Origin of the sequence: Pseudomonas fluvialis (genome assembly GCF_002835605.1) — a bacterium.
GTDB classification, from domain to species: Bacteria; Pseudomonadota; Gammaproteobacteria; order Pseudomonadales; family Pseudomonadaceae; genus Aquipseudomonas; species Aquipseudomonas fluvialis.
This window is the reverse complement of record NZ_PIYS01000008.1, coordinates 88,497-95,361: the sequence shown is the minus strand read 5'-3', so window position 1 is coordinate 95,361 and position 6,865 is coordinate 88,497. Positions and strand designations below refer to the sequence as shown.

The window sequence follows — 6,865 nt, the reverse complement described above, 5'->3', positions numbered from 1 at the left end:
TCACTTAAGCGGAGCAGCCTTTCGATCCACTGGATAACGGGTCTTTGAGATCTTCACCGTCCTTGGTCTTGATGGCCTTGGACGGTGATCCAGAAACAGCCCACCGATTCCTGCTCTCAGCTCCGACAATCGTGTTCCTGTTGCTGAAATCGGGTTGGCCGCCGCCATCACGATCAATTGCACGGCGATGTATTGAGCTACTGGTTTGAAGCGGATGTCGCCCGGAGAGCGGCCGAAGGCGACGGCTGCCTGACCGGCTTCGCGGCGGATGATGTTGTAGGCCAACAACAAGCCCCAGACCTCCTGGTAGACCAGCTCCGTTACCTTGCTGCGCAGGGTCATCGCATTCTGCTGCAGAGAGCTTTTGATATCCCGGAAGCCCAGCTCGATCTCCCAGCGCTCCTGATACAGCTTGGCGATGGTCTTGGCGCTGTAAGTATCCGCAGGCAGCGAGGTGAGCACTGTCTTGATCTTGTCCTTCACGGCGTAGCTGACTTCACGTACCTCCCAGTGCGTCGGCAGGTCGGGGTTGCGCTTTCGTGCCTGTGCCGACACCTTCATGCGCAGCAAACGATCGCCCTTGCCGTAACGAGCGACTTCCTCGCCAACCAGCCCTTGGCGGGCCGGAATCAGCCAGTGCCGGCTTTCCCCTGCGGCGCCCAGGCGCAACAGCAAGTCGGCACTCCAGAAGCCCTTATCGAACAGCGTCACCGACTGATTGGGAATCTGCTGCATAAACTCATCGGCCAAGCGCATCTCACTGCGCCGGTAGGGACTCACCTGCGCATCCAGAATCAGGTGCGAGCGCACGTTCATCAGGGCTACCAGTCGCAGCATGGGAAACGGCGTCTGGCGCTCGGTGGAGGTATTGCCGGAGCCGAAATGCTCTCGGAGTTCAGGCGTGTCTGGGGTGCGCAGGAGTGCGCCATCCACGGCCAATACTTGCAGGCCCTGCCAGGTATCGCCCTCATAGCGCTCGCAACCCCACTGGTTACCCGTCTGACGAAACAGCCACTCAACCGGATCGGCACCCAATCGTTTACGCGCCTCGGTGACACCGCTTCGGGCCAGCAGGTCGTGAGAGGCCAGCCCCTGGGCACAGATATTCAGGCGTCGTGCGACCTCATGCACCGGCTCGTCACGGAACAAGGCCATGCCAAGCACCAGCCAGAGCACCTGATCGCTGGGCAGACGCCGCCGCCTTATGGTGGCCTGGGCGGACAAGTCCAGAGCGGATGCCACCCACTCGATCGGGATGTTTTGGGTGAAGGTGCTCAGATCCGAGAAGTTGAACAGTTCACCTAAGTCGAGCAGTTGCTGTTGCAGAGACATAAAAAATCCGATGCCAGGAACCTGACATCGGATTTTCGGGGAAGCCCCGTCAGGGCTCAAATGCTTAAGTGAACAGCATTAGGCACAAGGCCGGGCTTTTGTCGAGAGCGCCGCGCTTAGGAAGCGCTGCTCGGCGTAGCAGCCGGGGCAGCCGGAGCGGCCACCGGAGCCTCGCTCGGCGCGGCGGCCGGCTTGGCGGCTACCGGCTTGGCAGCGGGTTTCGCGGCGGGCTTGGCAGCGGCCGGTTTGGCAGCGGCCGGCTTCTTCACCGCAGGCTTGGCGGCTACCGGCTTGGCAGCGGCTTTGGCAGCCGGTTTGGCAGCCACCTTGCGCACGGCCGGCTTGGCCGACTCGGCCTTCAGGCCAGTGAGTTTCTCCAGCTGGGCAGTCAAGGTATCAACCTTGTTCTGCAGTGCCTTCACTTCGTTGCGGCTGGGCACACCCAGGCGGGCAATCGCGCTGTTCAGGCGCTTGTCGAAGGCCTCTTCCAGCTCGCTCCACTTGCCCAGGGCCTTGTCCTTGACCTCTTCCACCTTGGACTTGGCGGCATCGACGCTGTGCTTGACCACGCCAACCTGCTTCTCGACTTCCTTCTTGGCCAGTTTTTCAGCCTTGTGGCCGTCTTCGACCAGGGTGTCGAACAGCTTGCTGCCGTCCTTGCTCACCTTGGAGTAGGCACCCAGGCCAGCCAGCCAGATCTGCCGCGAGTATTTTTCGATCTCGCCAACCCAGGAGCTGCTGTCCTTTTCCACTTTCTCGACTTTCTTCTTGCCAGCCATATTCGTTCTCCTTACTTGTTCTTAGCCGCTTGCTCAAGCAGCGCGTTCAGCGCATCAAGCCTAGCAGACAGTGCATCGATGTCCTGGCGCGACGGAATGCCCAGGCGGTTCAGGCCGCTGGCCACGCGCTTGTCGAAAGCCTGCTCGATCTGCTCGAAACGACCTTCCACCTTGCCCTTGGCTTCGGCGACGCTGTTTTTCACTGCATCGATCTGGCTGTTGGCCGCGTCGACCTGCTGGTCAACCAGCTTCTTGCCTTTCTTCTCGACGCCTTCGCCGGCCTTGACCAGGTCCTTGAAGTACTCGACGCCTTCCTGGCCTGCCTTGGCGTAAGCGCCCAGGCCCGCCAGCCAGATTTTCCGCGCATAGGCTTTTACGTCAGCCAGCGCGCCAGCCTTGTCTTGTTCAGCAGTGTCTTTCTTGACGGCAACCTTGCTCATGTTGCACCTCGCATACGTGATGAAGTGGAGTCATCGCCTTTCACAGGCTTGGGGCCAAGGTAGCGAGGAAAATTAGAAATCACACCCTAGAGTGCAAGGTCGCCCGAAGCTCAGCACAACTCGCGATCCAGCACCTCTTCGATTTCACGCTGAATGGTGCCACCCAGCGCGGAGAGCAACAGGCCCAGCTTGAGCTGCACGCTGACCTGATCGGCGCTCACCGCGATCTGCCCGTCGGCACCGCTGCGCTTGAACTCCAGGGTGTCACCGACCCAGCGGTATTTAACCTGGTACTGGCTGGCCAGACGCTCGGCGAGCGCCTGCGCCTTGCCGCGCGCCTGTTCCAGGCCCAGGGTGTGATGGCGTGCAACACTGATACGGGACATCGCCGCTCCTTAATACATGCGGTGGAAAGTCTGCCGCACCGGCTGGCTCCGGGGGTGCGGCATGTCGTCACACAACTCTACCAGCCGCACGCTCGCCCGGCATCCGCTGGACAGCCGCGCAGACAAAGGCGCCAAGTGGGGTGTTAGAATGCCCGGCGAACTTTCCCAGGTGAGAGCAAGATGAGCGACGCACGCAAGGCCACAGAGCAGGAACCCACCACCCACTTCGGTTTCCAGAGCGTGCCGGAAAGCCAGAAGGCGCAGAAGGTCGCGGAAGTCTTTCACTCGGTCGCCAGCAAGTACGACCTGATGAACGACGTACTGTCCGGTGGCATGCACCGCCTGTGGAAGCGTTTCACCATCGAACTGTCCGGCGTACGCCCGGGCAACCGGGTACTGGATATTGCCGGTGGCACCGGCGACCTGACCCGCAAGTTCGCCAGCCTGGTCGGCCCCAGCGGTGAAGTGGTGCTGGCCGATATCAATGATTCGATGCTCAAGGTGGGCCGCGACCGCCTGCTCGACAAGGGCGTCGCCGGCAACGTCTGTTTCGTACAGGCCGATGCCGAGAAACTGCCGTTCCCGGACAATCATTTCGATGTGGTGACCATCGCCTTCGGCCTGCGCAACGTGACGCACAAGGACGACGCCCTGCGCTCCATGCTGCGCGTGCTCAAGCCGGGCGGCCGCCTGCTGGTCTTGGAATTCTCCAAACCGTCCAGCGAACTGCTGTCGAAGTTCTACGACACCTATTCGTTCCGGTTCATGCCGCTGGCCGGCAAGCTGATCACCAACGACGCCGACAGCTACCGCTACCTGGCCGAGTCGATCCGCATGCACCCGGATCAGGAAACCCTCAAGGCGATGATGGCCGAGGCCGGCTTCGAGCGCGTTAGCTACCACAACATGACCGGCGGCATCGTCGCCCTGCACCGCGGTATCAAGCCCTGATGCTGCTCAGCGGGCTGTATGCCGGGGTCGAACTCGGCCTGAACCGGCTGCTGGCCATGGACAGCACCGCACTGCCACGCCTGGCCCGCCTGAACGGCCGGGTGATTGCCGTGCAGTGCAGCGCACCGGCCATCCAGCTGTACCTGCTCCCCGGCGCCGACGGCCTGCAACTGGCCACACACTGGGAAGCCGAGGCCGACTGCCGACTGCAGGGCACGGCTGCCGCGTTGCTGCGCCTGGCGCTGGCCGACGACAAGACCAGCCTGCTGCACAGCGACCAGCTGACCCTGCAGGGCGATAGCGGCGTGCTGCTGGAGCTGGCGGCCATTCTCCAGGACCTGGAGCTGGACTGGCAGTACGAACTGGCCCGCTGGCTCGGCCCGGTGGCCGGCCCGCTGCTCGCCGGCCATGTGCAGAGCCGCGCCAGCTGGATGAAACAGGGCGCCGGACGCCTGCAGCAGATGTTCGCCGACTACCTGGCCGAAGAAACCCGCACCCTGGTCGGCCGCCGCGAGGCTGAAGCGCGCTTTACCGAACTGGACCAGCTCAACCTGGCCCTCGACCGCCTGGAGGCGCGCCTGCAGCGTCTCGCCCAACGAGCCAAGCCCGACGCATGAAGCTGCTTGCCACCCGCCGCCTGCTGCGCATCCTCCGTGTAGTGATCCGCTACCGCCTCGACGACCTGTTGCTGGCCTTGCCGCTGCCTTGGCCACTGCGCCTGCTCGGCGCCCTGCTGCCGTGGCGCTGGCTGCCGCGCAAGCCCCTGGCGCTGAGCCGTGGCGAACGCCTGCGTCTGGCGCTGGAGGACCTCGGGCCGATCTTCATCAAGTTCGGCCAACTGCTCTCCACCCGCCGCGACCTGCTGCCGCTGGATATCGCCGACGAGCTGGCACGCCTGCAGGACCAGGTTCCGCCCTTCCCGCCGGCCCAGGCCATCGCACGTATCGAACAGCAGCTCGGCGCGCCGGTTTCGCAACTGTTCGCCCGTTTCGACGAGCAACCGCTGGCCTCCGCCTCGGTGGCCCAGGTGCACGCCGCACAACTGAAAAGCGGCGAGGAAGTGGTGGTCAAGGTGATCCGCCCCGGCCTCAAGCCGATCATCCGCCAGGACCTGGCCTGGCTGTTCCTGCTCGCCCGCAGCGCCGAGCGGCTGTCCGCCGATGCCCGCCGCCTGCGCCCGATGGAGGTAGTCGAAGATTATGAGAAGACCATCTACGACGAACTCGACCTGCTCCGCGAAGCCGCCAATGCCAGCCAGCTACGGCGCAATTTCGAAGCCTCGCCGCTGATTTACGTACCGCAGATTCACTGGCCGCTGTGCCGCCACAAGGTGCTGGTGATGGAGCGCATCTACGGCATCCCGGTCACCGACCTGAACGCCTTGGCCGCACAACGCACCGACATGAAGAAACTTGCCGAACGCGGCGTGGAAATCTTCTTCACCCAGGTGTTTCGCGACAGCTTCTTCCATGCCGACATGCACCCCGGCAACATCTTCGTCAGCACCCGCACCCCCTGGGAGCCGCAGTACATCGCCATCGACTGCGGCATCGTCGGCAGCCTCACCGCCGAGGACCAGGACTATCTGGCGCGCAACCTGCTGGCCTTCTTCAAGCGCGACTACCGTAAAGTCGCACAGCTGCACATCGATTCCGGCTGGGTGCCGGCGCACACCCGCGTCAACGAGTTCGAAGCGGCCATTCGTACCGTCTGCGAACCGATCTTCGAACGCCCGCTGAAAGACATTTCCTTCGGCCAGCTGTTGCTGCGCCTGTTCCAGACCGCCCGGCGCTTCAATATGGAAGTGCAGCCACAGCTGGTACTGCTGCAGAAGACCCTGCTGAATATCGAAGGGCTGGGCCGCCAGCTGTACCCGGACCTCGACCTGTGGAGCACCGCACAGCCATTCCTCGAACGCTGGATGCGCGAGCGCATCAGCCCGCTGCAACTGCTGCGCAACCTGCAGAACCAGGCCGAACAAGTACCGCAACTGTCCCAGATGGCCCGGCAGACCCTGGATCGTCTCAACCACCCGCAGCCCGTCGCGCCGCTTCGCGCCAGCTGGCCGGGCCGCCTGATCGGCGCGGCCCTCCTGCTGGGCGCCGCCAGCCAGGGCCTGCTACTGAGCATGGCCGCCTGGCCGGCCTGGCTGATGCTGGGCGGCGGCCTGTGGCTGCTGCTGCGCCGATAGCCAGCCCGCGCACAGACTGGCAGACTACCCCGACCTTGACCCAGCCACGGAATAGCCCATGAGCGACTGGCTCGACGACATCAACTGGAACAGCGACGGCCTGATCCCGGCCATTGCCCAGGACTATCAGAGCGGCCGCATCCTCATGCTGGCCTGGATGAACCGCGAGGCCCTGGCCCTGACCGTGGCCGAGCAACGCGCCATCTACTGGTCGCGCTCGCGTGGCAAACTGTGGCGCAAGGGCGAGGACTCCGGCCACGTGCAGAAACTTCACGAACTACGCCTGGACTGCGATGCCGACGTGATCATCATGCAGGTCGAGCAACTGGGCGGCATCGCCTGCCACACCGGCCGACAGAGCTGTTTCTACAAGGTTCTGCGCGACGGTGCCTGGGTGGCCGTAGACCCGGTGCTCAAGGACCCGCAGGCCATCTATCACGCAGGACATACCCATGAGTGACACCCTCAGCCGCCTGGCCGATGTACTGGAAGCCCGCAAGGGCGCCGCTGCCGACAGCTCCTATGTGGCCAGTCTGTACCACAAGGGTCTCAACAAGATTCTCGAAAAGGTCGGCGAGGAATCGGTGGAAACCATCCTGGCCGCCAAGGATGCCGCGCTCAGCGGCGATTGCAGCGAGCTGATCTACGAAACCGCCGACCTGTGGTTCCACAGCCTGGTCATGCTGGCCGCACTGGGCCAGCACCCGCAGGCGGTGCTCGACGAACTGGAGCGCCGTTTCGGCCTATCCGGGCACGCGGAAAAAGCCGCCCGGCAACCTTCCTGAA

The 6,865-nt window shown here is 63.6% G+C and carries 9 protein-coding genes; 5 read left to right on the top strand and 4 right to left on the bottom strand.

Annotated elements, in window-relative coordinates:
- From CW360_RS06520 to CW360_RS06505, 4 genes are all read right to left on the bottom strand, one after another.
- Complete coding sequence (locus CW360_RS06520) at positions 1–1,332, bottom strand: IS4 family transposase (protein WP_170307333.1); 1,332 nt, start codon at positions 1,330–1,332, stop codon at positions 1–3.
- A gap of 116 nt (positions 1,333–1,448) precedes the next feature.
- Positions 1,449–2,111 (bottom strand): phasin family protein, encoded by a 663-nt coding sequence (locus CW360_RS06515; protein ID WP_093984619.1) that lies wholly within the window; start codon positions 2,109–2,111, stop codon positions 1,449–1,451.
- 11 nt (positions 2,112–2,122) lie between these two features.
- Positions 2,123–2,551 (bottom strand): phasin family protein, encoded by a 429-nt coding sequence (locus CW360_RS06510; RefSeq protein ID WP_093984618.1) that lies wholly within the window; start codon positions 2,549–2,551, stop codon positions 2,123–2,125.
- 110 nt (positions 2,552–2,661) lie between these two features.
- Positions 2,662–2,937, bottom strand: a complete 276-nt coding sequence (locus CW360_RS06505; RefSeq protein ID WP_093984617.1) for a polyhydroxyalkanoic acid system family protein — start codon at positions 2,935–2,937, stop codon at positions 2,662–2,664.
- 180 nt (positions 2,938–3,117) lie between these two features.
- Between CW360_RS06505 and ubiE the strand changes: the two genes are divergently transcribed.
- Genes ubiE through CW360_RS06480 form a run of 5 tightly spaced genes read left to right on the top strand, consistent with a single transcriptional unit; the run spans position 3,118 to position 6,864 of the window.
- Complete coding sequence (gene ubiE, locus CW360_RS06500) at positions 3,118–3,888, top strand: bifunctional demethylmenaquinone methyltransferase/2-methoxy-6-polyprenyl-1,4-benzoquinol methylase UbiE (protein WP_093984616.1); 771 nt, start codon at positions 3,118–3,120, stop codon at positions 3,886–3,888.
- On the top strand, positions 3,888–4,505 hold the full coding sequence (locus CW360_RS06495; RefSeq protein ID WP_101193140.1) for a ubiquinone biosynthesis accessory factor UbiJ: 618 nt from the start codon (positions 3,888–3,890) through the stop codon (positions 4,503–4,505). The genes ubiE and CW360_RS06495 overlap by 1 nt, the downstream gene beginning before the upstream one ends.
- Entirely contained in the window at positions 4,502–6,079 is a 1,578-nt protein-coding gene (ubiB, locus tag CW360_RS06490; protein ID WP_101193139.1) for a ubiquinone biosynthesis regulatory protein kinase UbiB, read from the top strand. Before CW360_RS06495 ends, ubiB begins: the two co-directional genes overlap by 4 nt.
- A 58-nt stretch (positions 6,080–6,137) precedes the next feature.
- Entirely contained in the window at positions 6,138–6,539 is a 402-nt protein-coding gene (gene hisI / locus CW360_RS06485; protein WP_101193138.1) for a phosphoribosyl-AMP cyclohydrolase, read from the top strand.
- A complete protein-coding gene (locus tag CW360_RS06480) occupies positions 6,532–6,864 on the top strand; it encodes a phosphoribosyl-ATP diphosphatase (RefSeq protein ID WP_093984612.1) in 333 nt (110 codons plus the stop codon). The genes hisI and CW360_RS06480 overlap by 8 nt, the downstream gene beginning before the upstream one ends.
- The last annotated feature ends 1 nt before the right edge of the window (position 6,865 follow it).